22 protein-coding genes are annotated in these 22960 nt (G+C 57.0%); 8 read left to right on the forward strand and 14 right to left on the reverse strand.

The window, feature by feature from the left end:
- The first annotated feature begins 77 nt into the window (after positions 1-77).
- On the forward strand, positions 78-503 hold the full coding sequence (locus ACN0SW_RS06680; protein ID WP_417727135.1) for a helix-hairpin-helix domain-containing protein: 426 nt from the start codon (positions 78-80) through the stop codon (positions 501-503).
- A 2-nt stretch (positions 504-505) separates the two neighbouring features.
- On the opposite strand, the gene ACN0SW_RS06685 is transcribed toward ACN0SW_RS06680, so the two are convergent.
- Positions 506-1330: an SDH family Clp fold serine proteinase gene (locus ACN0SW_RS06685; protein ID WP_417727136.1), complete on the reverse strand. Its 825-nt coding sequence runs from the start codon at positions 1328-1330 to the stop codon at positions 506-508.
- Positions 1331-1492: 162 nt separating this feature from the next.
- Here ACN0SW_RS06685 and ACN0SW_RS06690 point away from each other — a divergent pair, with 162 nt between their 5' ends.
- Positions 1493-1831: a hypothetical protein gene (locus ACN0SW_RS06690; RefSeq protein WP_417727137.1), complete on the forward strand. Its 339-nt coding sequence runs from the start codon at positions 1493-1495 to the stop codon at positions 1829-1831.
- A 256-nt stretch (positions 1832-2087) separates the two neighbouring features.
- On the forward strand, positions 2088-3782 hold the full coding sequence (locus tag ACN0SW_RS06695; protein WP_417727138.1) for a type I secretion protein: 1695 nt from the start codon (positions 2088-2090) through the stop codon (positions 3780-3782).
- Between the two features lie 28 nt (positions 3783-3810).
- Here ACN0SW_RS06695 and ACN0SW_RS06700 read toward each other — a convergent pair whose 3' ends face one another.
- On the reverse strand, positions 3811-4641 hold the full coding sequence (locus tag ACN0SW_RS06700; RefSeq protein WP_417727139.1) for an ABC transporter permease: 831 nt from the start codon (positions 4639-4641) through the stop codon (positions 3811-3813).
- 180 nt (positions 4642-4821) lie between these two features.
- Between ACN0SW_RS06700 and ACN0SW_RS06705 the strand changes: the two genes are divergently transcribed.
- Positions 4822-5424 (forward strand): GcrA family cell cycle regulator, encoded by a 603-nt coding sequence (locus tag ACN0SW_RS06705; protein WP_417727140.1) that lies wholly within the window; start codon positions 4822-4824, stop codon positions 5422-5424.
- A gap of 46 nt (positions 5425-5470) precedes the next feature.
- Here ACN0SW_RS06705 and ACN0SW_RS06710 read toward each other — a convergent pair whose 3' ends face one another.
- Positions 5471-6064, reverse strand: a complete 594-nt coding sequence (locus ACN0SW_RS06710; protein ID WP_417727141.1) for a TIGR04282 family arsenosugar biosynthesis glycosyltransferase — start codon at positions 6062-6064, stop codon at positions 5471-5473.
- A gap of 9 nt (positions 6065-6073) precedes the next feature.
- On the reverse strand, positions 6074-7225 hold the full coding sequence (dapE, locus tag ACN0SW_RS06715; protein ID WP_417727142.1) for a succinyl-diaminopimelate desuccinylase: 1152 nt from the start codon (positions 7223-7225) through the stop codon (positions 6074-6076).
- A 359-nt stretch (positions 7226-7584) separates the two neighbouring features.
- Between dapE and ACN0SW_RS06720 the strand changes: the two genes are divergently transcribed.
- Together ACN0SW_RS06720 and ACN0SW_RS06725 are read left to right on the forward strand one after the other, a co-directional pair.
- The gene (locus tag ACN0SW_RS06720) at positions 7585-8955 is read left to right on the forward strand and encodes a Hint domain-containing protein (RefSeq protein WP_417727143.1); all 1371 of its coding nucleotides are present in this window, start codon (positions 7585-7587) and stop codon (positions 8953-8955) included.
- A gap of 3 nt (positions 8956-8958) precedes the next feature.
- Entirely contained in the window at positions 8959-10047 is a 1089-nt protein-coding gene (locus ACN0SW_RS06725) for a Hint domain-containing protein (RefSeq protein WP_417727144.1), read from the forward strand.
- Positions 10048-10054: 7 nt separating this feature from the next.
- Here ACN0SW_RS06725 and ACN0SW_RS06730 read toward each other — a convergent pair whose 3' ends face one another.
- The gene (locus ACN0SW_RS06730) at positions 10055-11341 is read right to left on the reverse strand and encodes a sensor histidine kinase (RefSeq protein WP_417727145.1); all 1287 of its coding nucleotides are present in this window, start codon (positions 11339-11341) and stop codon (positions 10055-10057) included.
- Between the two features lie 373 nt (positions 11342-11714).
- Positions 11715-12047, reverse strand: a complete 333-nt coding sequence (locus tag ACN0SW_RS06735) for a hypothetical protein (protein WP_417727146.1) — start codon at positions 12045-12047, stop codon at positions 11715-11717.
- A gap of 122 nt (positions 12048-12169) precedes the next feature.
- Between ACN0SW_RS06735 and ACN0SW_RS06740 the strand changes: the two genes are divergently transcribed.
- Together ACN0SW_RS06740 and ACN0SW_RS06745 are read left to right on the forward strand one after the other, a co-directional pair.
- On the forward strand, positions 12170-12562 hold the full coding sequence (locus ACN0SW_RS06740; RefSeq protein WP_417727147.1) for a rhodanese-like domain-containing protein: 393 nt from the start codon (positions 12170-12172) through the stop codon (positions 12560-12562).
- A 68-nt stretch (positions 12563-12630) separates the two neighbouring features.
- On the forward strand, positions 12631-13869 hold the full coding sequence (locus ACN0SW_RS06745) for an NAD(P)/FAD-dependent oxidoreductase (protein ID WP_417727148.1): 1239 nt from the start codon (positions 12631-12633) through the stop codon (positions 13867-13869).
- A gap of 66 nt (positions 13870-13935) precedes the next feature.
- On the opposite strand, the gene ACN0SW_RS06750 is transcribed toward ACN0SW_RS06745, so the two are convergent.
- The 8 genes from ACN0SW_RS06750 to ACN0SW_RS06785 all read right to left on the reverse strand — a co-directional run bounded on the left by ACN0SW_RS06750 (position 13936) and on the right by ACN0SW_RS06785 (position 22734).
- On the reverse strand, positions 13936-15156 hold the full coding sequence (locus tag ACN0SW_RS06750) for a phenylacetate--CoA ligase family protein (protein WP_417727149.1): 1221 nt from the start codon (positions 15154-15156) through the stop codon (positions 13936-13938).
- 45 nt (positions 15157-15201) lie between these two features.
- A complete protein-coding gene (locus ACN0SW_RS06755) occupies positions 15202-16026 on the reverse strand; it encodes an ABC transporter ATP-binding protein (RefSeq protein ID WP_417727150.1) in 825 nt (274 codons plus the stop codon).
- Between the two features lie 108 nt (positions 16027-16134).
- The gene (locus ACN0SW_RS06760; RefSeq protein ID WP_417727151.1) at positions 16135-17421 is read right to left on the reverse strand and encodes an ABC transporter substrate-binding protein; all 1287 of its coding nucleotides are present in this window, start codon (positions 17419-17421) and stop codon (positions 16135-16137) included.
- A 99-nt stretch (positions 17422-17520) separates the two neighbouring features.
- On the reverse strand, positions 17521-18597 hold the full coding sequence (locus ACN0SW_RS06765; protein WP_417727152.1) for a branched-chain amino acid ABC transporter permease: 1077 nt from the start codon (positions 18595-18597) through the stop codon (positions 17521-17523).
- Entirely contained in the window at positions 18598-18852 is a 255-nt protein-coding gene (locus tag ACN0SW_RS06770) for a hypothetical protein (protein ID WP_417727153.1), read from the reverse strand.
- A gap of 4 nt (positions 18853-18856) precedes the next feature.
- The gene (locus tag ACN0SW_RS06775) at positions 18857-19843 is read right to left on the reverse strand and encodes a branched-chain amino acid ABC transporter permease (RefSeq protein WP_417727154.1); all 987 of its coding nucleotides are present in this window, start codon (positions 19841-19843) and stop codon (positions 18857-18859) included.
- Between the two features lie 98 nt (positions 19844-19941).
- The gene (locus ACN0SW_RS06780) at positions 19942-20760 is read right to left on the reverse strand and encodes an ABC transporter ATP-binding protein (protein ID WP_417727155.1); all 819 of its coding nucleotides are present in this window, start codon (positions 20758-20760) and stop codon (positions 19942-19944) included.
- 27 nt (positions 20761-20787) lie between these two features.
- Positions 20788-22734: an AMP-binding protein gene (locus ACN0SW_RS06785; RefSeq protein ID WP_417727203.1), complete on the reverse strand. Its 1947-nt coding sequence runs from the start codon at positions 22732-22734 to the stop codon at positions 20788-20790.
- Positions 22735-22960 lie beyond the last annotated feature (226 nt).

Raw genomic sequence — 22960 nt, forward strand, 5'->3', positions numbered from 1 at the left:
CAAAGACAATCAGTTGATCCTCCGCATCCAAGGAACAGGTCGCAACTGACAACAGTTTACTCGACAGGAACTACAACATGTCAAACTTGAATGATATTTCCGGTATCGGCCCCTCAATAGCCACAGGCCTCGCCAACATAGGAATCACCACGACAGAGCAACTGAGCAGCGCCAAAGCGGGCAGTCTTATTCAAGTGCGCGGAATTTCCGAACGGCGTGCACAGAACTTCATCGCTATGGCCAAGACACTCTTGGCAATACCCGAACACAAGGACGACATCGCTGAGAAAGCCTCCAAGGCAGAGGTTAAAGCAGCAGAGACGTCAAAGCCTGCGAAAGAGAAGTCAAAGTCGAAAAAAGCAAGCAAAGCAAAGGCCAAAAAAGACAAGGCCAAGAGCAAGATAAAGGCGACTGAGGGTAAGCAATCCAAGAAGGGCAAGGTCAAGAAGGCGGGCAAGTCAGCCTCGGACAAAAAGACCAAGAAGGCCAAAAAGAAGACGTGACGTCAACCGCGGCGCACCGGCGGATCAAACGGTAGAAACTCGACCGCCGACTGTTTGATCGGCGCGGGATAGAGTTTCATCAGGTCGAGCACCTCTGTCGGCAGGCCAACTTGGATGGGCAGCCCCAGTTCAGCGGCTTCAGTGGCCGTCAAAGCATAATCATGCGTCCATATTCCCGACGCAAGCGTTTCGGCCAGTGCCTCGGCCTTGGCTTGTTCCATGCGCGGCGACATCAACTCGATGGCACCACGCTTGACCTGACGGATGGCCTTGTCACTGATGTCAGCCAACACAAGTGTGACATCTGAAACATGTGCAATCGGTTTGGCGTCTCGAGCGGCGAGGATCGAGGCCGCAGACACACCCATGATCTGCGGATCAATCGGCCCCAACATAGAGAACTCTCCCATCACGATCTCATCGGCAGCAAGAGCAATCAGCGTCCCGCCGGACATTGCATAGATCGGCACAAACACCGTCACCTTGGCTGGATGGGCCTCGACCGCGCGGGCGATCTGCATGGCAGCCAGGACCAAACCACCGGGCGTATGAAGCACGATGTCAATGGGGGTGTCATGCGGTGTCGTTTTAATCGCAGAGATAATGGATTGGGCATCCTCCAGCCCGATCATGTTCGTCATGTTGAACCCAAAGATACTACGCTTCTCCTGACGATGAATCATTGTGATCACCCGGCTTTTGCGCCGCCGCTGGATTGCACGGATTGCTTGCTCACGGCGAAAGGCAAATAGCCGCCCCGTCAACAGCGGTTGCAACATCAGGACGAGAAACGTCAAAAAGATCAGATTGGAGAACGAAAACTCCATATTAAATGGCTCCTGCGGTTCGGGGTTGGCACAAGTGACCTGCAACAACTGTCGCAGTCTCAGGCAATGTTGTGAATTGAAAATTCCGCTATTTTCAGGCAAACATCCCTGCACAACAAAGGCCCGGAAAAGGGCAGAGTAAAAATAGCAGAGGCACAGGCAATGAAGCGATGGATGATGCTGAGTGCGGTTTTGGCACTGACTGGTTGTGGCGGGGCCAATGGGTTTCGTGGCGATACCGGCAGTGTGCCGATGGCCACTGGCCCGATCAGCACGGCCTGCATGCAATCCGACCGCAAGGCACGAACACGCACCCTCTGCGGATGTATTCAGGCGGTTGCAAACGACACGATGAGCGGAACACAGCAGCGCCGGGCCGTTCGTTTTTATCGCGATCCACAGGCCGCTCAGGATATCCGGCAATCCAAACGCTCCGGCGACGAGCGGTTTTGGGAGGCCTATAGTACCTATGCTCAGCGGGCTGAGCAGGTTTGCCGCTGACATTTCTGGTGGCGGGCCGGCCCGGGACGGGCCTCCGCTTCAATGCGAATGCCTGTGCGTAACCGCATACGATCCGCATTGCGAGCCGAACTCTTAGAATAACGCATGTGTAGTGCTCATATTTTCGGCAGATGGTATCTCTTTTTGAGTAAAGCAACTTATAGTTGTTTTATGAATCAGTTTAATAACCTAAGATAGATTTCGTAGCGCTGAGAAACGAGCGAGGTAATTGGTGTGAACTGATCGGAGGCTTGTCATGACATTCCAATTGTCGATTTCGGACATCGCCGCGACCCCTTATTCCAGCGCTCATTTTGGCGGAAACCTTCTTGCTACCAGTGATATCGTTGGAGAGAATGGCACCTTTGATGACACGGCTGCGGCACTCAACATCACGTTTCTTCGTTATCCCGGTGGCGCCCTCACCGAGAGTTGCGCCTGCATTTATGAAGCAGATCGTCTGACAGGCGAACAGGGTCCATCTGACACGTCAGAAGTCCTGCTCCCCCTTACTGAAATGTTCGCCTACGCCAGCGAGGTGGTCATGGCCCTGACCATTGTGTTGCCAACCCGTGAATTTCTGAGCGAAGAGACTGACGCGAGTGGAAATCGTTTAGCCGCTGTTGACGAAGATGGAGTCCGACAATTCATAAGGGATGTGGCGGAGGGAAAATTCGGGACCACCCCGGAAATTCAAGCCTTTGAAATTGGAAACGAATACTGGGGCAGCGGCGAGATGAATGCCGTTGAATATGGTCGCGTCGCCACAAAGATGGCTGTGATCGTCAATGACGAACTGTCCCGGCAACCAAATGCCGATAGTTTTGCCGCGACGGATATTCTCGTTCAGATGGGGGCCAATATTGGGGCTTCTGACCTGTCCGAGATGTTTGACGGCACGGCAGAACAGCAACTTGCCGCTGCGAGCCAGACCTTTGATCTTTCACTTTCCGGCAGCAAATACATTTATTCCTCGGGCGAGGTCGCGTGGACCAAGGTTAATAACGCAATCATCATGAGTCAGTTCGACACCGAAACGGAACGCGACGCCATTGATGGGGTCGTCGCACACATCTACTCGCGCGGTGAAGACGTTCCGGGCAGCCGATATTTCGAACTGTCGCAGATCAAGGACACATGGCTCGAAGAAATGCCCGAACTGAGCGTTTATGCCACGGAATGGAACCTCAAGCGCTCGGTCGGGGAGACCCGCAATGACGAATTCGGGCTGAAACAGGCGCATGAGATGCTCAACATTGTTGAGGCCTTTGAATGGGGTGGCGTCGACGCAGCCCATGTCTGGGCTGTTCAGTTGAACAGCCGCACAGCGCTCGCCGGCGTCGAGGGTGAAGCAGATATGCGCGTAGCCGGGGAAATGTTCCGGTTAATGAACAAAACCCTGCCTGGCACGCGCCCGCTCTCCCTCGATGGCAGCCAAGGTCGCGAAACAGAACTTGAGGGCGTGACTGCGGATGTTCATGTATTTTTTGCTGATAACCGCCTTGTGACATTCCTCGCCTCAACCTCAAATGAAACCGAGGAACAGATCGTCGACTTCAACAATCTGGTGACAGATGCCGGGCTGGTTTCGATCACGCGCCTCGGGGTGGCACCGGGAGAGAACCCTACAACCACCACCGCAGAACCGCAGGTGACAGAGGAGAACACAGGCGCGTTATTCAGTGATGGCGTTTTGATAAGCGATCTCGCACCTCGGGAAATTCTCGTGATCGAGATGTTTGACCCATCCTACACAGAGGACGTGCTGAACATTAGCGGAGGACCGGATCAAAGAGACGACGATCTGGACCTGCCGATAATCCCGCCAGAAGAACCAGAAAGTAATCTGGGAAATCCCCCTCTCGAGTCAGACGCCGAGAGCGGCGGAGATGACGCGGGGCTTTTCTCTACCTTGATCGGCGTCTTGCCACTTCTGCTCTTTGCCGGATGATCCGCTTTCCCGTCCAACCCAGCATGGCTCAGGCCTTAAGCCGATAACCCGTGGCCAGCATACGCCAAGCAATCAGGCAAATCACCAGCGTTGACCCAGCCCCCACCGCAAGCCCAAGCATGGGATCACTGTCAGACACTCCGATAACGCCATATCGAGCCCCATCGATCAAATAGAAAATCGGGTTGAAATGGGTGATCGAATAGAGCACCGGCGGCAGGGCCTCGACCGAATAGAAGGTGCCTGAAAGGAACGCCAAGGGGGTTACGATAAAATTGGTAATCGCAGCCATCTGATCAAACTTGTTGGCAAAAATTCCTGCAACGATGCCAATCCCGCTCAGAAACCCCGCCCCGAGCAGCACAAAGCACAGCGCCCAGAGCGGGTACGCAAGACCAATCCCAAGGAAAATCCATAGCCCAAGCCAAATCGCGACGGCAACCAACAGTCCGCGCCCGATCCCCCCGGCCAGATACCCCAAAACCAACTCTCCCGCGGAGAGAGGCGGCATCAGCGTATCAACAATGTTGCCCTGCACCTTGGAAATCACGATCGACGACGATGTATTGGCAAAGGCGTTCTGAATGACGGTCATCATCAGGATACCCGGCGCAATGAACGTGGTGAACGGCACTCCCATCACATCACCGCGTGTTGGTCCTATAGCGATACTGAAGATCAGCAGAAAAAGACCGGCCGTGACCAGAGGAGCCATAATCGTCTGGGTCCACACAGCCATAAAGCGGCGTGTTTCGCGTTCGGCAAGGGTCGCCAAGCCCAGCCAGTTGACCCGTCCAAATCGCCGCGCGCCCATTACCGCCGGTGTAGGCATACCGCCGCGTTTTGCGTGATCTGTCATTTGCCACTCCCTGTTTCCGCAGTTTTAGGCTCTTTTCCGGATGTTTCTCCGACGTCGGGCACCCTGCCCACGATTCGATGCCTTGTAACTCACACGCCAGTGACTAGAATAGGGCCTTGATCAGATTTGCAAGGCGGCGGGCCCGGGGCCCGGTCCGCCTTTTGACCGAAGGAAACCCCGATGTCCTGGAACGACGAACGCGTTGAATTGCTGAAGAAGATGTGGGGCGAGGGTCAGTCCGCAAGCCAGATCGCAAAGGAGTTGGGCGGCGTGACCCGCAATGCGGTTATAGGCAAGGTCCATCGCCTTGGACTGTCCAATCGCAACGGGACAGGCTCAACCGCGACAGCGGCCCCCAGCACCCCTGATTCCAAGGCCAAGCCCTCGGCGCCCAAGGCGGCCGAGGCCCCGCAACCCAAACCAAGCCCTAAGCCTGCAACCAAGGTGGAAGCCAAGCCTGAGGCTGCGAACGATCCTCTGCCTGTAGCCCCGGTCAGCCGGGTCAAGGCGATCATCCCTGCTGGCCAACCCTTGCCCCCGCAACCCTCCGCCAATGAAATTGACCCCGAAGCCTTGGCAAAGGTAAGCGAGGTCGAGAAGAAGGCCAAAAAGCTGACGCTGATGGAGTTGACCGAGCGCACCTGTAAATGGCCTGTGGGCGATCCCGCCACGCCGGATTTCTGGTTTTGCGGTCTACCTGTGCAATCTGGCAAGCCCTATTGTGAGGCCCATGTCGGTGTCGCATTCCAGCCCATGAGCAGCCGCCGCGATCGCAAACGCTAAAGCGGTTCCAATATCCTACAGCGTTTCGACTATCTTAGCGGGAAACTCAAACGCTGTGGGATTTGGTGTCCTTCAGATCACGCGCTGCATCCACATCCTGCAAGGTATCGACCAACCCAATGCGTGCACCGCCTAGGGTGTTGATCGTGTCACTTAACGCATGCGCAGTTGACCAGCGCACGCCCGCAAAGAGGGTGGCAGGGATGGCGCGTGATCGTTTCAATCCGACCAGCCAATAGCCGCCGTCAAGGGCAGGACCTAAAACGGCATCATTGGGCCCAAGCGCCGCGAAAGCCTTTGCGATATGTCTCCGGGTTACGCCCGGTATGTCCGCGCCAATAATACAGACCGGACCGGGCGGCATCCCGCGCAAGATCCGCCCCATCCGGTCCCCCAGATCCCCGGCCTTTTGCGCAACACGCGGTAAATGCGCTGGCCAAACCCGGCTGAGCAGCCCAGCTCGGTCAGGCGAAACGGCAAGCACCACCTGCCAACGTGGATCCTCGATCTGACGTAACAGACGCGTGACCTGATGCCGAAACCACCAAGCGGCCGCCACTATGCCAATATCGCGCCCGAGCCGCGTCTTGACCCGACCGGGACGCGGTTCCTTGACCATAACTACGAGGTATCTGCGCATCGCGATCGATCAGGCAAAGAAATCGCGCAGAATTCGCGCGTAAATCGCCTTGAGCTGATGGATTTGCGCTACCTCGACCCGCTCATCCACCTGATGCATGTTCTGCCCCACAAGGCCAAACTCCACCACTGGGCAATGCTCCTTTACGAAGCGCGCATCTGAGGTGCCACCTGTCGTCGAGAGCACAGGCACGACGCCGGTTTCCGTCTCCACCGCATGTGCAACCAGATCAGAGAGCGCTCCCGGCGGCGTCAAAAAGCTCTCGCCGGAAACCTTGACCTGCATTTCACCGCTCACGCCGAATTCCTCACTCACCTTGTCCAGCTCACGTTGCATCCAATCCATCAGCTTCGCGCTGTCATGCGCATCGTTGAACCGGATGTTGACGGTGGCGCGACATTGTGCGGGAATCACATTGACAGCCGGATTGCCGGTATCGATTGTCACAACCGCCAGTGTAGAGGGGTCAAAATGCGCAGTGCCCTCGTCAAGGGTGTGTGAGGCAAGCCGATCCATCAACCGCGCCATGGCGGGGAGCGGATTTTTAGCCCGGTGTGGGTAGGCGGAATGGCCCTGCACCCCCGTCAGCGTGAACCATGCCGACAGAGAGCCGCGTCGCCCAATCTTGATCATCTCCCCCATGCGTTCAGGACAGGTGGGCTCCCCCACCAGACAGGCAGTCATGCGTTCACCATTGCCTTCCATCCAATCCAACAGGGCCACCGTGCCGTCCACTGCATCGCCCTCTTCATCCCCGGTGATTGTCAGGATCACAGCACCGTCCGGAGGCGTGTCACGCACAAAATCCACAGCCGCTGCAACAAAAGCCGCCACGCCGGATTTCATATCGGTGGCTCCACGTCCCCAGAGCATGCCATCCTTTTCAACCCCGTCAAACGGGGGTACGGACCAAGCCGCAACATCACCGACCGGCACGACATCCGTGTGACCGTTGAAACCAAAGCTGCGGGCGGCTCTCTTTTCCCCCCAACGTGCAAACAGATTGGCAACCCCTCCGCGATCCACGCGAGTGCAGAAAAAACCCGCTTCGGTCAGCACCTTTTGCAACACCTGCAAGGCACCCCCTTCTTCTGGCGTGACAGAGGCGCAACGGATGAGATCGACAGTCAGTCGGGCGGGGTCGAGTGGCGTATGTGGCATGGATCATTTCCTGTCAGTCGGGTTTTCCAGAGGCGTAGCGCGGATCGCATCCGAGCGCAAACCAGACAGCAGCAGGAGCGCGCGCGCAACAGATCGCAACGGCAGAGACAACTTCAGAGAATAAAACTTAACAATCCAGAAATTGTTTGCTATCCGAAAGGATATAAAAAGAACCCGAGGCAGGGCATACATACCACGTCAGGGCCGCCAGATCCGCAAAGGACAGCAGGCCCGCGACATTCGAGCTGCAAAGCGCATTACAGGCAATGAACATGCGCATTTGCATCCGGAATCGGGCGGTCTAATTGAGCGTCTGGGTTAATGAATGCGAAGCCTCTGACATCGGGGCGGGCAGTAAAATGGTTGCAGACGTAGAAATTCCCATTGATCGGAATGCCTCTGCGGTTGAGATGGCAGAGACTATATTTGACGATGGGGTCCAGGTGATAGGGGCCTCTTATACCGGAGACCGCAATTCATCAGGCATCTACAGTAACGGCGAGGCGATTTCTCCCGGCATAGTTCCCAGCGACACAGGCGTGATGTTATCAACTGGCGATCTACGCGGGGTCACCAACAGCAATATATTTCAGTCAAACCAGAACGCCAGCACGACAACATCTTCCAGTGGACCAAATGGGGTCGCCGATTTCAACGCCGCCGCAGGTGCGAAGACATTTGATGCCTCTTACCTTGATGTGGATTTTATACCCACCGGAGATGTGATGACGATGCAATTCGTCTTTACCTCCGAAGAATATCCCGAATTCTCTGCGGCAGCGTTTCAGGATTTCTTTGGCGTCTGGATCAATGGCAGTCTCGTTCCACTCAGCGTCAGCGATGGAGACATCGACCTCAATAACCTCAATGCAGGATCCAACGGCAACCTCTTCATCAACAATTCGCAGGACCAATTCAACACTGAAATAGACGGCTTTACCGTCACCATGACGCTGACCATCACGCAAATAAACGGCAAGGATGTGGTGGCTGGGGATATCGTTATCCTGAATTCCGGTGAGCAAAATCAGTTGAACGCCGATGGCACCATCAAGGTGATCGGCAATGGCGATTCTGAAGTTTTCAACTTCACCTATGAGGAGCAGAGCAGCACAGGCCAAACCGATGTAGGCTTTGTCACGGTCAATTCCGTGCCCTGCTTTGTCGCAGGCACATTGATCCGTACGTCAGTTGGCGAAGAGACCGTAGAATCGCTGCAGCCCAGCGATCTGGTGATTACGCAAGACGAAGGTCCGCAGCCATTGCGGTGGATTGGGCGAAGGCGGGTGGCGGCAATGGGCGCATTCGCCCCGATCCACATTGCAGCCGGAACGTTCGGGCGACACCGCGAATTGCTTTTGTCACCATTGCACCGGGTGCTGATCTGCGACAGCCTGGCAGAGTTGCTCTTTGGCGAACACGAGGTGCTTGTAGCCGCCCGCGAACTGGCCAATGATCGCTCGGTGCGCCATCTAGAGGGAGGTATGGTCGACTACGTCCATATCCTATTTGATCGGCATCAGCTGGTGTTCTCCGAGGGTTTAACCACGGAAATTTTCTTGCCCGGACCACAGACCGCCCAAAATTTCGAGGCAGAGATCGCCGCTGAAATTTGTGCACTTTTCCCGGAATTTGATCCAGAAACTGGCGCAGGCTATAGTCCCGCCAAGCGCAACACCCTCAAGAGCCATGAGGCAAGGCTCTTGGCGGCGCAGGGACTCGCGGCCTGATCGATGGGGTGGATTGGCATCTCCGATCAGACCGGCGGACGGTTCGCCATGGGCGGGCTAGAGGCAACGCAATCAAATGCGCCCCCGCCGCATGATTGCGCCCTGATGTCACGCGGCACCCTCATGATTGAGACCCGCCTGTCATCCGAGGGCCGCCCTCAAACATTATTGGCCTTCAGCCGCAGTCATCCCTGGAGTGGGGGGTTTTCCATTCAAGCATTGCCGAATGGTGGGATCGTCCTGATCGAGACACAGGCCGGTGACGTGCGTCATGCCACCTTGCCATACCATGCCGATGACCGCACAGACACCCTGCGCCTGACCTATTCGTGGGATGCACCGGCCCGGTGGGGGCGGCTTTCGCTGGAGCGACCAGAGATGGACCGCGTACACAGCATCGCGCTCCCACCGCCACATCCGATGCCACTTGCGGACTTACGCACGCTGCTTACCGATCCACGACAACGGCAATTGGACCCCGATGTCATCTTTGTCGCGCTCTCGAACCGGATTGAGCCAATTGGCCCGATGCCCGGCTTGACCGAAGGCGTGCCGGTCTACACCCCGCGCGGCTATGTGCCAGCGGGTCAACTCAGGCGTGGCGACTTGGTGGATACGGACGAGGGGGGGATTGTGCCGGTTCTGCAGACCGTTGCGCGGCGCGTGCCCGCCATGGGCAGTTTCCGCCCCGTTCGCCTGCGGGCCCCCTACTTCGGCCTTCGGCATGACATCGTTGTCTCACCACAACAAAGGCTGGTGATCCGCGGCTCCGAGGTAGAATATCTGTTCGGGTGCGAAGCCGTTCTGGTTCCGGCGCGCCATTTGGTCAACGGCTTCTCAGCGCTCTACGTCGAAGCCCCTGACATTATCAGCTATCATCACCTGCTCTTGCCTGGGCACGAAGAGATCATCGTGGCAGGCACTCGCACCGAGAGCCTTTACATCGGACGGCTTCGGCGCAATGCTGATTTACTTCAGGCCAGTGTTCTAGCCGAATTCGACCGTGCCCGCCTGCCCGAACATCCTCGCCCGATCTGGCCGGTGCTCAAACCTTATGAAGCAATCACTCTGGCGATGAACCGCGCAGCCTGAAGATGTCTTATGACGTGACCTCATCAAACGCGGCCGGCAATTCGATCCAGACCTGCGCGCCGCTTGGAATGTCGAAATCTATCCCGGCGGAACCGGACATAGCCTCGGCCTTGATCCGGGCGAGCGCGAGGCCCATCCCCGCCCCAAAAGTGGTACCTGTGGCGTGCCCAAGACGCTCAAACGGCGCAAAGGCCAGTTCCGGATCGACCGCGCCAAATCCGGGGCCATTATCCGCGACAACGATACGGTGATAGCCGGGCCGCACATTACTGACCCGTATCGAGACAGTACCGCCCGCACCACAGTAGCGCACGCCGTTTTCCACCAACTGCCCCAATGCATTCTCGCATAAGGTACGATCTGCAAGCACGGTGCCTGAGATATCGTCGACCTGAAGTGTAACCCCCTCGCGCTTCGCCTCACCTTGGTAGGATGCCGCAACCTTATCAACCACCTCTGATAGACGCACCGGCGCAAGCGTCACCACTGCGCGCCGCGTGGCGATATCGGCAAAATGCACCGTCTTATCCACCGTCGCCAACAGGGTCGCTCCTGCCTCCATGATGCGGTTAGCATAGTCGACCTGTCGTGCATCGCCATTGCGTTGCGCGTCATCCCGCAACAAATCTGCCAAACCGATCACGGCATTCAGAGGCGTGCGCATTTCATGGCTGATACCTGAAAGCAGTGCAGTCTTAGCGCGGCTCGATTGCTCGGCATCGCTCCGCGCACGTTTGATTTCCATGGATTGCCGCGCCGAAACGACAGCGAAAAAGAACACGGGATAGACAATGATGCTGAACGCCGTCAAGGCCGCCATCGGCGCATAAAACTGCGTGGCCGTAACCTCATCGATGACAGGAGACCAGGAATCGCGCCAAAAAAACCAAGTGCCCCACAAAACGATGGGCAATGCCTCCGTCGCGGCAATAAGGAGCTTATCCCGATAGATCGAAAAAACGGCAAATGGGAAACCCACCATCGGAATCAGCATGATGTCGACATGCCCGTCGGCATGCACAACGCAGGCCCCGAGAAAGATCGCAACATTGGTCGTCGTCAGCCAGCAGGTATTGATCAAAGCCAGCGGCAAGCGGTTCTTGAACAAAGTCACAAAGGCAAAACCGCCAAAAGCAAGGGCCGCGATCAAAAAGACCTCCAGCTCACCGATTAGCCCCGTGAGCGCCATCCAGCCCGACGAGAACACCAACCCAAGCCGGACAAAGGCAAAGGACAACTGGCGGCGGCGCCTGCCGGCCATCGCGCCGCTTTCGATTGTGGCCTGTTCTGTCATTAGAACTGCTGCCTTTTCGTTACTTTAAAACCACACGATATCTAATAGGGCAGAGCCCACATTATCAACTCTAGTGACTTGGGTCCAAACTTTGGAGAAATCAATTACCACTCTAATACGTTCCAAACGACAGATGGGAAACGGAATTTTATTCCGCGTCACACGCCATTTGGCAACAATGTCAGAAACATGCACAATGACACACCAATAAATTGAGCGAACACGCCACACAGGCAAACCAGCGCGACCCTTGGTAGAGTTTACGCTAGGGAAACAACGTCGGCGTTGCTTCACTTGGCCGCAGATCAGCCGCTCGCCCGATCAGTTCGCCGCTCAGTGCACCTCCGGCAAGATCTGCAAGCGCGGTGCCCGATTAGTCAAAAAATGGCGTCATCTGCGCGACAATGACAGAATTTTCATCCAGAGCGCGTTGCATCAACGCACGTTCGTCCTCGGAAATGTCGTGACCTTCGGCTTCGCGCTCGGCCAAAGTGCCATAGCCAGACACGTCAAGCGGCGCGCAATCGGCCTGTTTCAGGATTGCAACGGTTTCACGCACCGCTTCGGCCTCGTCTACACCCGAGGCGTATATCATGAGAGCGGCCCCCGTGGCCTTGTCCGGCAAACCATCGCCTGTCTTGCGGCCAATTTCGACCAGCAGCGTATAGACCTGCTGGCGGTTAGGTTTTTTTTCCGTGTCGCTCATACCTGACCCTCCGTCGCGCGCAGCCCTGATCCAAGCAAGGCCCAAAGTCAAGCCGCGCCGGGTTTTCATTCATCGCCGAGGACGCTAGCCTGCCTTGCAAGCAGACAGTGAAGGATAAGCAGGTGAAACGGATCAAGGACATGGTGGCAGAGGCGAATGCGGTTATCCCCCACGCGCCAGCCGCAGAGATGCTGGATTTATATGGCGCAGAGGGCGTGACATTTGTCGATTTGCGCGACCCGCGTGAATTGGAACGCGATGGCATGATCCCAGGCGCGTTCCACTGCCCACGCGGCATGTTGGAGTTCTGGATCGACCCAGAATCCCCTTACGCCAAACCGCAATTTCAGAGCGGCAACCGTTTCGTGTTCTATTGCGCGTCCGGCTGGCGCTCTGCCCTGTCCGCGCGCACCGCGCACGAGATGGGATTGGCAAACGTCAGCCATATCGACGACGGCTTCAAGGGCTGGCAATCAGCCGGCGGCGCGGTGGGCGAAAAGCCAAAGAAGAGCTAAGCACAGCCCTTGCATTCCTACGCCGCGTTGCGCAACGTGCCACCCAACTCCATCGGGGATAGCACATCATGTCGGGCAAAATCATCGTCATCGGCGCGGGCATCTGCGGATTGAGCGCGGCCATTTGGCTGCGCCGCGGGGGCCATGAAGTTACATTGCTCGACAAGGATGGACCGGGTGCTGGCGCATCTTTTGGCAATGCCGGGCTCTTGGCGCAATGGGCCATCGTGCCAGTCAACACGCCCGGCGTTATCGCAACAGGGTTGAAATACGCGCTCAATCCGCGCAAGCCGCTTTTTGTGCAATGGTCCTATTTCCCGCGCCTGCTGCCTTGGCTGATGAAATTCGCGGCCAATGCCAATGATACCGACACCCGTCGCATGGTGACTGGACTCACGGCCATTATAGGCGACAGCCTCGATCAACATCTTGCGCTCACACGCGGCACTCGGGCTGAGAAATGGGTAACCTCAAGCGATTTCAGCTATGCTTATGAGAGCCGCGCGGATTTTGAGGCCGACGCCTATGGCTGGGCGCTCAAGCGCGAGGCTGGGTATGTGCCCGAGCTGCTGGAGGGGGGAGCGGTGCAAGAGGCAGAACCGATGCTTGGCCCAGCAATCCGATGTCTGGCCACACTCAAGGGCCATGGCCATATCCTTAACCCCGGGGCCTATATGGCGGATCTGGCGGCAGTCCTACAGGATGAGGGTGGGCATTACATGCAGGCCGAGGTGCGTGACATCACTCTGACAGATGGTCGGATCGTCGGCGTCGAGACTGATCGCGGGTCGATGCCCTGCGATACCGCCGTGCTGGCGGCCGGAATCTGGTCCAAGCCTCTGATGCGCAAGCTTGGCATGAACGTGCCTTTGGAGGCCGAGCGCGGTTATCACCTGCATTTCGTGGGCCCCTCACAGATCCCACGCAACCCGATGATGATCGCCCGCAGCAAATTCGCCGTAAACCCTATGTCACATGGCCTGCGCTGCGCTGGCACGGTTGAACTGGGCAGCATAGACAAGGGACCATCCCGTGCACCCCTCAATCTAATTCGCCAAGGCACGGCGCGGGTCTTTCCAGACCTGACGTATGACGGTGTTGAGGAATGGATGGGGTTTAGGCCCTCTACCCCCGACAGCCTGCCGCTGATTGGCGAGATTGGGCAAACAGGTGTGCATGCCGCGTTCGGCCACCAGCATATTGGCCTGACTGCGGGCCCCAAGACAGGCCGCATCTTGGCCGACCTCCTGAGCGGCAAACGTCCGAATATCGACCTTGCTCCTTATAACGCCAATCGATTTTCCTGAACGCATGCGGGCAACCGCGATCTTGAAAAGATCGCGGCCCGAAATCTTTTCAAGATTTCGGTACCCTCAGTCGTAGCTGCGCAGATCCTCAATCACTTTGCCATCGTTGGGCAAACTTCCCGGCGGTACGATCTCGATCCGCCCCTTGAGCTTGAGCGTTTCAGTGACCGATCCGGCGAATTGCTCTGCCTCACCGCCTTCAGCCTCGATCCGCACAGTCATCACGTCGGTCTCGCCCTCGCGACTGGCGATCACGCGCGCGCGCGCGATGCTGTCGTGCCGCGCCACAAGGGCGGCCACCTGTTCGGGGCGCACGAACATACCCTTGATCTTGGTCGTCTGATCGGCCCGGCCCATCCAGCCCTTGATACGCATATTGGTGCGCCCACAGGGGCTTGGCCCAGCCATAACCGCGCTGAGGTCTCCGGTGGCAAATCGGATGAGGGGATAGTCAGGGTTGAGGGTCGTAACCACAACCTCTCCCACCTCTCCGGGCGCGACCGGATTGCCGGTGCCTGGGGTCACGATCTCAACGATAACGCCCTCATCGACGATCATCCCCTCCATTGCTGCGCTTTCATAGGCGATATTGCCCAGATCGGCAGTGGCATAACATTGCAAACAGGTGATACCGCGATCAGCATATTCCGCGCGCAACGACGGGAATAGCGCGCCTCCGCCAACTGCCGCCTTGGTGATCCTGAGTGGCAGCCCCATCTCTTCGGCCTTGTCGAGAATGACCTTTAGATAATCCGGCGTCCCGGCATAGGCAGTGATGCCAACATCATGTGCCGCACGCGCCTGCAATTCAGTCTGCCCCGTACCAGCGGGCAGAACTGCCGCGCCGACGGCGCGGGCGCCATTCTCAAAGATCATGCCAGCAGGCACCAGATGATAGGAAAAACAGTTCTGCACGATGTCGCCCCGACCCACGCCGCAGGCATGCAGAAAACGCCCCATACGCCACCAGTCAAGGGACGTGCCACCGGGCTCATAGATGGGTCCCGGCGACTGAAAGATATGGGAAAAATCATGTGCGGCACGGCTCGTTAGCCCACCAAAGGGGGCCATATTGCCCTGCGCACGTCCCATGTCAGATTTGCGCAGCACCGGCAGACGCGCCAGATCCCCCACCTCGGTGATCCGCGCCGCCTGAAACCCATCCAGCGTTCCGGCATATCCGGTCAAACCCTGAGCACGGGCAATCTGTTCGGGCAACGTTTGGGCCAAAGCCTCGGAACGTGCTTCTGGGCTACGGGTTTCCAACGGGTCGAAATATTGGGTCATGCCATCATCCTTTGGCGCGATGTCGTGCAAACGGGATTACTCGCGTCACGCCAGCCAACGCTTACGGCGGCGATAGCTGCGCACATCCCGGAACGATTTACGCCCTTCATCAGACATACCCAGATAGAACTCCTTGACGTCCGGGTTCTCGCGCAAGCTTTTGGCATCGCCATCCATCACAACCCGGCCCGATTCAAGAATATAACCGTAATGGGCAAATCGCAGCGCTACGTTGGTGTTCTGTTCGGCAAGCAGGAAGGTATACCCCTGATCCTCATTGAGCGATTTCACAATGTTGAAAATCTGTTCCACCAATTGGGGCGCAAGGCCCATGCTGGGTTCATCCAACAAAATGGTCTCTGGGCGCGACATCAAAGCGCGACCGATCGCTACCATCTGCTGCTCGCCGCCCGAGGTATAGCCCGCCTGTGACTTGCGCCGCTCCTTGAGGCGCGGAAAATAGTCATAAACCATGTTCAGATCTGCGTCGATCTCGCCACGGCTTGCGTCGCGCGTATAGGCGCCGGTCAGCAGGTTCTCTTCAACGGTCAGATGCTCAAAGCAATGCCGCCCTTCCATCACCTGTACCACGCCTTTCTTGACCAGATCCGAAGGCACCAGATCTTGCACCCGCTCCCCGCGATAGGTGATGGTGCCCTTTGTCACCTCGCCGCGCTCGGATTTCAACAGGTTGGAGATCGCCTTGAGCGTCGTCGTCTTACCAGCACCATTGCCGCCCAATAGCGCCGTGATGCCGCCTTTGGGCACGTTGAGGCTGACCCCCTTGAGCACGAGAATGACGTGATTGTAGATCACCTCGATATTATTGACCTCTAAAAGGGTCTCGTCACGTGGGGAAGCATCCAGCATCACAGCTCTCCGTCTCGAAAAAACAGGGCGCGCCCGTCTTCATCTTGTCAAAACTAGGAATGGTCCCTTGGTCGCGGCACGCACCGCGACCAAGGATAGGTCACCGGCTTAGCAGCCCGGCGTGATCCCGTTTTCAGCAGCAAAGGCTGCGCTGTCCTCGGCGACGAGCGCCGAGATGACCTCTTGATCTGACTGGAAATAATCAGTGATCAACTTGAACTCACCGGCCGCGGCATCCCACTGCGACACGGCACCAAAGCCATTGCCTCCGTGGTTTTCACAGGACACCTTAAACTCCGGGCCAAATCCAGGCAGGCCAAGGCCAGCCATCTTGGCTTCGGTTATCTCGAGGTTTTCCATGCCATCGCGCATTTGGGCTGCGTTGATCACAGTCACGCCATGCATTTCCTGTGCGGTCTTGATCGCCTCTGCGGCCAACATCGCGGCATACATGCCCCGGTTATAGAGCACCGAGCCAATCTGATCGCCGGCGCCAGCGGCCTTGCCACCATCCACCACAAACTTGCGGATGTCGTCATAGACCGGATAGTCGTCACCAAGATTGTGGAAGGTCAGCGCCTTGTAACCATTGGCCCCTTCGCCCGCCGCCTTGACATCGTTCTCGGATCCCGACCACCAAATTCCAATGAACTGGTCCATCGGAAAGCGGATGTTCACAGCCTCCTGAATGGCGACTTGGTTCATCACGCCCCAGCCCCACATGATCACATTGTCTGGCTTTTCGCGGCGGATTTGCAGCCACTGCGATTTCTGCTCCTGACCGGGGTGATCCACCGGAAGAAGCGTCAGCTCAAAACCATGCTTCTTGGCCAGCTCTTCCAGAGTGCGAATTGGTTCCTTGCCATAGGCAGAGTTGTGGTAGACCAGTGCAATCTTGCGACCTTTGATATCGCCGCCATTCTCGTTCAGAATATGCGTGATCGCGTGGCTCGCTCCATCCCAATAGTTGGCGGGGTAATTGAATACCCATTTGAACACTTCACCATTCTTGGCCGAGGTGCGGCCATAGCCCATCGTGTGCAACGAAATTCCATCCGCTGTTGCCTTGGGGATGAGCTGATAGGTGATGCCAGTGGACAGCGGTTGATACACCAGAGCGCCGTTACCCGAGCCCTTGGTGCCCTCGTAACATTCGACCCCCTTCTCGGTGTTGTAGCCGGTCTCGCATTCCACGAGGTTGATTTTTTCCCCGCCAATGCCGCCGTCACGCTCATTGAGCAAGGTGAAATAGTCCTGATAGCCATCCGAGAACGGGATGCCATTAGCGGCATAAGGCCCGGTGCGATAGCTTGTGTCAACGACCGTCAACTCGGCCAGCGCCGGGCTTGCGACCAGCATGGCGGCAGTCAAGGCCGTCATAAGTCTCTGTTTCATCGGTTTATTCCTCCCTTGGTGTTTCCGACGTCTTTTCTTGAACGCGGTTTCATGCGCCCAATCTCGTAGGGTGGGCATCAGCCCACCATGGCCCCACCCTCAATGTGGAAAGGGCCAAAGCCTTAGTTTTTCCTTGGCCACGCGCCATAGCTGCGCCAGCCCATGCGGCTCTGCGATCAGGAAAACGATGATCAGTGCACCGACGATCATGAACTCCAGATGCGCCGCCAGATCCGTAGGCCAGCCCAAGCCGCCGACCAGTGTGTTCTTCAGGAGCACTGGCAGAAGCACCAAGAACGCTGCCCCGGCAAAACTTCCAAAGATCGAGCCAAGCCCGCCAATGATCACCATGAAGAGTACGAGGAACGACTTGTTGATGCCAAAGGCCTCGCCCACTTCGACTGCGCCGAGATAGACCGAAAAGAACAACGCCCCCGAGATGCCCACAAAGAACGAACTAACAGCAAAAGCGGTCAACTTGGCCTTGAGCGGATTCACCCCGATGATCTCGGCGGCGATGTCCATATCACGGATCGCCATCCATTTACGCCCCGCCATACCACGCGTCAGGTTACGCGCAATAATCGCACAGGCCACGACAAACACGAGACAAAACAGATAGGATGCCCAAGGCGCGGTTTCCGCCCCGGTCACGGGCACGCCCAGAAAAGAACGCTCGGGCGCGCTGATCTGACCCGAGGCCGAGTAATTGTAAAACCATGGGACCCGGTTGAACAACCACACCAAAAAGAACTGCGCCGCCAATGTCGCCACCGCAAGGTAAAAGCCCTTGATCCGCAGGGACGGCAGACCAAACAGAACCCCCACACAGGCTGTGATGCCGCCGGCAAGAATGATGTGGATAAAAATGCTCACCTCGGGAAAGCTGGTCATCAGTTTGTAGACCGCATAGGCCCCCACTGCCATGAACCCACCGGTGCCAAGCGACACCTGCCCGCAATAGCCCACAAGGATATTGAGACCGATGGCGGCAATCGCATAGATCAGGAATGGCAGAAACACCGCATTGACCCAGTAGTCATTGATCACGAACGGCACCACGGCAAAGGCCGCGACCAGTACCGCATAATAGCGGTAGCGATCGAACTTGATCGGAAAGGTCTGACTGTCGTCGGTATAGGAGGTCTTGAAATCCCCCGCCTCACGGTAAAACATCTATAGAACCTCCCCATGAATCTCGTCGTCTTCGCGCTTGATCGCGCGATTTGCAGGCTTGGCATAGCCAGTGGTCTCGGTGTGGCGCACCAGCCAGAGATAAGCGAGCATGCCCACCCCCCCGCCAAACGCAGCAAGGATTGCGGCCGTGATCATCTGGCCAGTGTTTTCAACCTGTGCCGACAGAGCAAGATAGCCAAAAGACCAGAAGCCAGCCCAAGCGATCACGTTGACGATGGCAATCAGCTTTTGCATGGCTTCATACCCTCTCGATGATCTTTTCGCCGAACAGACCCTGCGGCCGAAACACGAGGAAGAGGAGTGCCAGCACATAGGCAAACCAGTTTTCAGTCGCTCCGCCCACCATCGGACCAATCGCGAATTCAAAGAGCTTTTCGCCCACCCCGATGATCAACCCGCCCACGATCGCGCCCGGGATCGAGGTGAAACCGCCCAACATCAGCACCGGCAGCGCCTTTAGGGCAATCAACGACAGCGAGAATTGCACACCCGATTTGGTACCCCACATGATGCCTGCCACGAGGGCCACAAATCCCGCAAGCGACCAGACCATAACCCAGATAAAGTTGAGCGAGACGCCTACGCTGAGCGCTGCCTGATGGTCATCCGCCACCGCGCGCATCGCCCGGCCCTGCTTGGAATATTGTGCAAAGACAACCAATGCGATCACCAGAAGCGCCGCCACCACCGTCGCCACAAGATCGAGGTTATCGATGAAAAAGCCATAACCGAAAATGTTGAACGTGGTCTCGTCGATGATCAGGTTGATCCCTTGCGGCAGGCCCACGTCAAGTTTCTTGATGTCACTACCCCACATCATATCCCCGAACCCTTCGAGGAAATAGGCAAGGCCAATCGTCGCCATGAAAAGGATGATCGGTTCTTGATTGACCAGATGCCGGAAAATCAGCTGGTTCACAATCCACGCTAGCACCACCATGATCGCCATGGTCAAGAGGATCGCGGCAAGCCCCGGCAAGTGCCAGCCGAAGTGGTGGACCTCGGTGCCAAAAACCGCATTGATGAGGTGGCTGAAGGGCACCCGCCCTTCCATTATCCCCACAAGCGTCATCGCGGCAAAGAGCGCCATCACCCCTTGGGCATAGTTGAAGATGCCCGATGCCTTGTAGATGAGCACAAAGCCAAGCGCGACCAGCGCATAAAGCACCCCCGCCATGAGGCCGTTGAGCACGACCTCCATCCCGAAAATCAACTGATCAGGCATGGGACAGCCCCCCTTTGCGCTGCGTGAATTGCGTCTTGGTTTGGCGTGGCCTTGCTCGGCCATATGCCTTTATTTCAGACGGGTATCGTGCGGGATGTCTAATCATGTGCGACCCCCAGATAGGCATCGATCACGTCTTGATTGTTGCGCACCTCGTCGGGTGTGCCGTCACCGATCTTCTTGCCGTAATCCATCACGACCACCCGATCGGAAAGGTCCATGACCACGCCCATATCATGCTCGATAAGGGCAATCGTGGTGCCGAATTCGTCATTCACGTCTAGGATAAAGCGGCTCATGTCCTCTTTTTCCTCGACGTTCATCCCCGCCATCGGCTCGTCCAAAAGCAGGATCGACGGCTCAGCTGCAAGTGCCCGCGCCAATTCCACCCGCTTTTTCAGACCATAAGGCAGACGCCCCACCGGGGTCTTGCGGATGTGCTGGATTTCGAGAAAGTCGATGACTTTCTCCACGACTTCCCGATTTTCGACCTCTTCGCGCTCGGCACGGCCCTTCCAGAGCGCCTGTGCGAACAGCCCCGCTTTCATCTGACGGATGCGGCCTGTCATCACATTGTCGAGCACGGTCATGCCCTCAAACAGCGCGATATTCTGAAAGGTGCGCGCAATGCCTTGCCGTGCCACCTCATAGGGCTTCATCTGGGGGCGCCGTGCACCCTGATACCAGACTTCTCCCTCTTGCGGGTGATAGAACCCGCTGATGACATTCAGCATCGAGGATTTACCCGCCCCGTTCGGCCCGATAATTGCGCGGATTTCACCCTGACGGATGTCAAAGCTGATGTCCTTGATCGCCACCACGCCGCCGAACCGCAGAGTGATGTTCTTCATCTCCATCACTACGCCGCCGATTTTGCGACCGTCCTCAGTGGTATATCCTTCGGTCGCGTCAAGCATGACAACCTCCCTCATATCCCAGACCGCTCATTCTGCAGCTACCTTCTGAGGCGCTGTTACCGTGGCCACCTCGGCATCGATGATCTTGAGCGTCGCGCTGATAGCCCCCTTGCGACCATCCTCATAGGTCACTTCGGTGGTGGTATAGATCTCATCCGATCCATCATAGAGCGCCGTCAGCAGGTCTTCGAACTTGTCGGAAATCACTCCACGCCGGACTTTGCGGGTCCGGGTCATCTCGCCATCATCGGCATCCAACTCCTTGTGCAGCACAAGAAAACGATGCACCTGACAATGCGAGAGCATCGGATCAGAGGCCAAGGAGCGGTTGACCTCTTCCACATGGCTCTTGATCGTCTCCAACACCTTGGGATGCCCTGCCAATTCCTGGTAAGAGGCGTACCCGATATTGTTGCGCTCAGCCCAGTTGCCAACCGCTGTCAGGTCGATGTTGATAAAGGCAGTGCAGATGTCGCGCTCGTTGCCAAACACGACTGCCTCCAGAATATTGGGATAGAACTTGAGCTTGTTCTCAACGTATTTCGGCGCGAACATCCGGCCATCGGCCATCTTGCCCACATCCTTGGCGCGGTCGATGATCCGCAGATGCCCCGATCCTTCCTCAAAGAAGCCGGCATCGCCTGTGGCAACCCAACCTTCGGCATCCTTGGTAGACGCCGTGCTTTCGGGGTTCTTGTAGTAATACTCAAACGTCCCCGCAGAGCGATAGAACACCTCACCTTTTTCACTGATGCGGATTTCCACACCGGGTGCCGGGATGCCAACGGTATCGCTTCGGACCTCGCCATCGGGTTGTAAGGTAATAAAGACGCTAGCCTCAGTCTGACCATAGAGCTGTTTCAGGTTGATCCCCAAAGACCGATAGAAATCAAAGATTTCCGGTCCAATCGCTTCACCGGCTGTATAGCCGACCCTCACCCGCCCCAAACCCAGCGTGTCCTTCAACGGGCCATAAATAAAGAGATTGCCAAGCATGTATTTCAACCGGTCCAAGCCGCCAACGGACTTGCCGTCCAATATGGCGCCACCGACCCGGCGAGCATGTGCCATGAAATAGTCAAAAAGCCATTTCTTGAAACGCCCCGCGTCCTCCATTCGGATCATCACATTGGTCAGCTGTGTCTCGAACACACGCGGCGGGGCGAAATAGTAGGTTGGACCGATCTCGCGCAGGTCGGTCTGCATGGTCTCGGGGCTTTCGGGGCAGTTGACACAGAATCCACACCAATAGGCCTGCCCGATAGAAAAGATGAAGTCGCCCACCCAAGCCATCGGCAGATAGGCCAGAACTTCCTCATCGCGCTGCAGATTGTCAAACCCGACCGAGGATCTCGATGCCTCGATGATATTGCGATTGCTGAGCACCACGCCCTTGGGTTTACCCGTGGTGCCGGAGGTGTAGAGCATCACGCAGATGCTGTCATACGTCAGTTTCTCGCGCCGTGCCTTCAGGTCCTCGATCCACTCGTAATAGGCCGCGCGCCCCTGCTCCTGAATGTCGATGAACCGGTGCAGCTTGTGATGGTCATATTTGCGCAACCCTCTGGGGTCGACATAGATCATGTGTTCAAGCTGGTGCAGCCCCTCCTGCACCTCAATCAGCTTGTCGACCTGCTCCTGATCCTGAACGATGGCAAAGCGCGCGCCACAGTGATCCATGACATAGGCCATCTCGGGCGCGGCGGCGTCCTGATATAGTGGAACGGGAATCGCACCAACCGATTGGGCCGCGACCATGGCCCAATAAAAATGCGGCCTGTTCTGCCCGATGATGGCGATAAAATCGCCCTCATTCACGCCAAGATTGATGAGACCCAAGGCCAACGCCTCGATCTCCTTTTCCGCCTCAGCCCAAGTCCAGCACTGCCAGATGCCGTATTCTTTTTCGCGATAGGCGGGTTTGTCCGCAAATCGCGTGGCGTTACGTTGCAAGAGCGCCGGAACGGAATCCATCCCGTCCGCCGCCTGTGACGACTGTGCCAAATTCTATCCTCCCTTTGCCCGCTTGCGCGAACATCTGACCGCCTTGAAGCGATTCTCCTCGCCCTAGAGGGTGCGAGAATCACCGTCGCCGTCAACTTTTTCCTGAACATTTCGCAATTCTTACGAATTGCAACAGGCTGACGATTAGCCTTTGCGGGCCCGTTTTCAGGTGCTAGCCAGTGATCAGGAGGAGAGT

The organism is Roseovarius sp. (genome assembly GCF_048262375.1).
Taxonomy (GTDB): domain Bacteria; phylum Pseudomonadota; class Alphaproteobacteria; order Rhodobacterales; family Rhodobacteraceae; genus Roseovarius.

Excerpts from the sequence above, each read along its gene's own strand:
- ACN0SW_RS06785 (WP_417727203.1), bottom strand. The coding sequence starts at position 22,734 with ATGGATTCCGTTCCGGCGCTCTTGCAACGTAACGCCACGCGATTTGCG.
- ACN0SW_RS06770 (WP_417727153.1), bottom strand. The coding sequence starts at position 18,852 with ATGCAAAAGCTGATTGCCATCGTCAACGTGATCGCTTGGGCTGGCTTC.
- dapE (WP_417727142.1), bottom strand. The coding sequence starts at position 7,225 with ATGCCACATACGCCACTCGACCCCGCCCGACTGACTGTCGATCTCATC.
- ACN0SW_RS06725 (WP_417727144.1), top strand. The coding sequence starts at position 8,959 with ATGGGGTGGATTGGCATCTCCGATCAGACCGGCGGACGGTTCGCCATG.
- ACN0SW_RS06745 (WP_417727148.1), top strand. The coding sequence starts at position 12,631 with ATGTCGGGCAAAATCATCGTCATCGGCGCGGGCATCTGCGGATTGAGC.
- ACN0SW_RS06710 (WP_417727141.1), bottom strand. The coding sequence starts at position 6,064 with ATGCGCAGATACCTCGTAGTTATGGTCAAGGAACCGCGTCCCGGTCGG.
- ACN0SW_RS06730 (WP_417727145.1), bottom strand. The coding sequence starts at position 11,341 with ATGACAGAACAGGCCACAATCGAAAGCGGCGCGATGGCCGGCAGGCGC.
- ACN0SW_RS06690 (WP_417727137.1), top strand. The coding sequence starts at position 1,493 with ATGAAGCGATGGATGATGCTGAGTGCGGTTTTGGCACTGACTGGTTGT.
- ACN0SW_RS06700 (WP_417727139.1), bottom strand. The coding sequence starts at position 4,641 with ATGACAGATCACGCAAAACGCGGCGGTATGCCTACACCGGCGGTAATG.
- ACN0SW_RS06780 (WP_417727155.1), bottom strand. The coding sequence starts at position 20,760 with ATGCTTGACGCGACCGAAGGATATACCACTGAGGACGGTCGCAAAATC.
- ACN0SW_RS06765 (WP_417727152.1), bottom strand. The coding sequence starts at position 18,597 with ATGTTTTACCGTGAGGCGGGGGATTTCAAGACCTCCTATACCGACGAC.
- ACN0SW_RS06760 (WP_417727151.1), bottom strand. The coding sequence starts at position 17,421 with ATGAAACAGAGACTTATGACGGCCTTGACTGCCGCCATGCTGGTCGCA.
- ACN0SW_RS06775 (WP_417727154.1), bottom strand. The coding sequence starts at position 19,843 with ATGCCTGATCAGTTGATTTTCGGGATGGAGGTCGTGCTCAACGGCCTC.
- ACN0SW_RS06705 (WP_417727140.1), top strand. The coding sequence starts at position 4,822 with ATGTCCTGGAACGACGAACGCGTTGAATTGCTGAAGAAGATGTGGGGC.
- ACN0SW_RS06750 (WP_417727149.1), bottom strand. The coding sequence starts at position 15,156 with ATGACCCAATATTTCGACCCGTTGGAAACCCGTAGCCCAGAAGCACGT.
- ACN0SW_RS06755 (WP_417727150.1), bottom strand. The coding sequence starts at position 16,026 with ATGCTGGATGCTTCCCCACGTGACGAGACCCTTTTAGAGGTCAATAAT.
- ACN0SW_RS06720 (WP_417727143.1), top strand. The coding sequence starts at position 7,585 with ATGGTTGCAGACGTAGAAATTCCCATTGATCGGAATGCCTCTGCGGTT.
- ACN0SW_RS06735 (WP_417727146.1), bottom strand. The coding sequence starts at position 12,047 with ATGAGCGACACGGAAAAAAAACCTAACCGCCAGCAGGTCTATACGCTG.
- ACN0SW_RS06695 (WP_417727138.1), top strand. The coding sequence starts at position 2,088 with ATGACATTCCAATTGTCGATTTCGGACATCGCCGCGACCCCTTATTCC.
- ACN0SW_RS06685 (WP_417727136.1), bottom strand. The coding sequence starts at position 1,330 with ATGGAGTTTTCGTTCTCCAATCTGATCTTTTTGACGTTTCTCGTCCTG.
- ACN0SW_RS06680 (WP_417727135.1), top strand. The coding sequence starts at position 78 with ATGTCAAACTTGAATGATATTTCCGGTATCGGCCCCTCAATAGCCACA.